Origin of the sequence: Azonexus sp. (genome assembly GCF_036170495.1) — a bacterium.
In the GTDB taxonomy this organism is placed as follows: Bacteria; Pseudomonadota; Gammaproteobacteria; order Burkholderiales; family Rhodocyclaceae; genus Azonexus.
In genome coordinates this window covers 1-2,375 of the sequence record NZ_JAVHPH010000333.1, presented here as the reverse complement: position 1 = coordinate 2,375, position 2,375 = coordinate 1, and the positions used below count along the sequence as shown (strand labels likewise).

Sequence of the window (2,375 nt, the reverse complement as noted above, 5' to 3'; positions counted from 1 at the left end):
AGGAACCCGCTTTTCACCTTCAAGGCACGCGGCATCAAGGCTGGCGACAAGGTTTTGGTGGCCTGGACAGACAACCGCGGCGACCAGCGTCAGGACGAAATCACCGTCGCCTGAGCCTTCCCCGCTCAACCAATCGGGACGGCTAGATTACCCGACCGGCCCCTCCCACCGGACGCATAGGGGGGCAGTCGTTCAACGGCTTCCGCCATACTGCTGCGACCACCGGCGCGTCGGGGCTGTTGCCTGAGCCACTGAATGTCCGAGCCAGCACGGGGTGGAAGACTTCCAGCCTTGCTCGATCAACCGATAGGAGTGCACCCCTGCTCGGCACACAAGCAAAGCGGGCAGTCAAACTGCCCGCTCGACCTGCGGCATACCGTTCAGATCACCTTGGAGTATGTCGCACGCTGACGGCCAGCCCGCAGATAGCGGTCGAAGACCATCGAAATGACGCGGACCAACAGACGCCCCGGAGGCAAGACGGTAATCCACTCGCGCTCAATCTTGACAAGGCCGGCCCGCTCCATCTCCCTCAAGTCTTCCAGTTCAGCCTCGAAATACTTGCGGAAGTCGATCAGATGGGCGCTTTCAATGCTTTCGATGGACAGCTCGAAGTGGCACATAAGCGCCTGGATGATCGAGCGGCGCAGAATGTCGTCGGCCGTCAGTTCAATGCCGCGGAACACCGGCAGCGTGCCGGTATCGAGCGCATCGTAGTACTCGTCGGCGGTCTTGACGTTCTGGTAGTAGCTCGGCCCGACTTTGCTGATCGACGAAATGCCGAAAGACAGCATGTCGCAGTCGGCGTAGGTCGAATAGCCCTGAAAATTGCGGTGCAGGCGGCCCTGACGCTGGGCGACGGCCAGCTCGTCATCGGGCTTGGCAAAGTGGTCCATGCCGATGAAAACATAACCCGCTTCAGTCAGCTTCTTGATGGCCAGCGCCAGAATCTGCAGCTTGGTATCGGCCGACGGCAGGTCACCATCGTTGATCCGGCGCTGCGGCTTGAACATGCTCGGCATGTGCGCGTAGTTGTATATCGACAGACGATCGGGGTCCATCGCCAACACGCGCTCAATGGTCCGGTTGAAACCCATCACCGTCTGGTGCGGCAGGCCGTAGATCAGATCGACTGAAACCGACTTGAAGCCGTTAGCCCGCGCATCGCGGATCACGCTGTAGGTTTCTGCCTCGCTTTGCACGCGATTGACGGCGACCTGGACCTTTTCATCGAAATCCTGAACACCAACGCTCATCCGGTTGAAGCCAAGCTCGCCGAGCAAAGCAACTGTCGCCGTATCAACCTTGCGCGGATCGACTTCAATAGAATATTCACCGCCTTCAAGCAACTTGAAATGCTTGCGCGTTTCACTCATCAACTGACGCATCTCGTCGTGCGACAGGAAGGTCGGTGTGCCGCCACCCCAATGTAGCTGAATGACTTCATGCTCGCCATCCCGGCCTTCCAGCGCGGCGGCCTGAATATCGAGCTCTTTGGCCAGATAGCGGAGATATTTGGCACTACGCCCGTGATCCTTGGTGATGATTTTGTTACAGGCGCAGTAGTAGCAAATAGTGTTGCAGAAAGGTATGTGGAAGTATAATGACAAAGGCCGGCTTATGCCGCCGATGTTGCGCTTACCCAGCCAGACTTTAGCTGCCTCTGAATCGAAGGCCTCGACGAAGCGGTCAGCCGTCGGATAAGACGTGTAACGCGGTCCGTTGACATCAAAACGGCGGATGATCTGGGGATCAAATACGAGGTTTTCAGTTGCGAAATTCATTAGGCCAGCCACAAAAAGTAGGTCTGATTATGTTCGGAAGGTTCGATTTTATGGTTGACTTGGATCAAGCGAACGCAGGTTGCAAATGGCTCAAACACACCCGCTGAATCAGGAAGTCACGCTGTCCGTTATCAAGACGGCTTGTTCCAATTGTAACCTGCGCGAACTATGCCTGCCGTACGGTCTCAGCCTTGAAGAACTGGAACGGCTTGATGACCTGGTATCGACCCGCCGCCGGATCAAGCGCGGCGATCACCTTTACCGCGCCGGAGAGAGTTTCGATGCCATTTACGCGATTCGCAGCGGTTTTTTCAAGACCGATGTGCTGCTCGAAGATGGGCGCGACCAGGTCACCGGCTTCCAGATGGCTGGCGAACTGCTTGGCCTCGACGGCATCAGCACCGAACACCACACCTGCAACGCCATCGCGCTCGAAGACAGCGAGATCTGCGCCATTCCGTTTTCGCGTCTGGAAGGTTTATCGCGTGAAATCCACACGCTGCAGCATCATTTCCACAAGGTAATGAGCCGGGAAATCGTCCGCGACCATGGCGTCATGATGCTGCTCGGCACGATGCGCGCCGAGGAACG

3 protein-coding genes are annotated in these 2,375 nt (G+C 57.3%); 2 read left to right on the top strand and 1 reads right to left on the bottom strand.

The genetic code is table 11. The annotated features are described in order from the left end of the window. Positions 1 to 114 (top strand): thiosulfate oxidation carrier complex protein SoxZ (locus ADADOO_RS12475; RefSeq protein WP_511277829.1); only part of this gene is annotated, 114 nt, incomplete at its 5' end. A 266-nt stretch (positions 115 to 380) separates the two neighbouring features. On the opposite strand, the gene hemN is transcribed toward ADADOO_RS12475, so the two are convergent. Next, positions 381 to 1,784 carry an oxygen-independent coproporphyrinogen III oxidase gene (gene hemN / locus ADADOO_RS12470; RefSeq protein WP_511277828.1) on the bottom strand — a complete coding sequence of 468 codons (1,404 nt, stop codon included), beginning with the start codon at positions 1,782 to 1,784 and terminating at the stop codon, positions 381 to 383. Positions 1,785 to 1,869: 85 nt separating this feature from the next. Here hemN and ADADOO_RS12465 point away from each other — a divergent pair. Then, positions 1,870 to 2,375: cyclic nucleotide-binding domain-containing protein (locus tag ADADOO_RS12465; protein WP_511277827.1), on the top strand; the 506-nt coding region annotated here is incomplete at its 3' end.

Excerpts from the sequence above, each read along its gene's own strand:
- hemN (WP_511277828.1), bottom strand. The coding sequence starts at position 1,784 with ATGAATTTCGCAACTGAAAACCTCGTATTTGATCCCCAGATCATCCGC.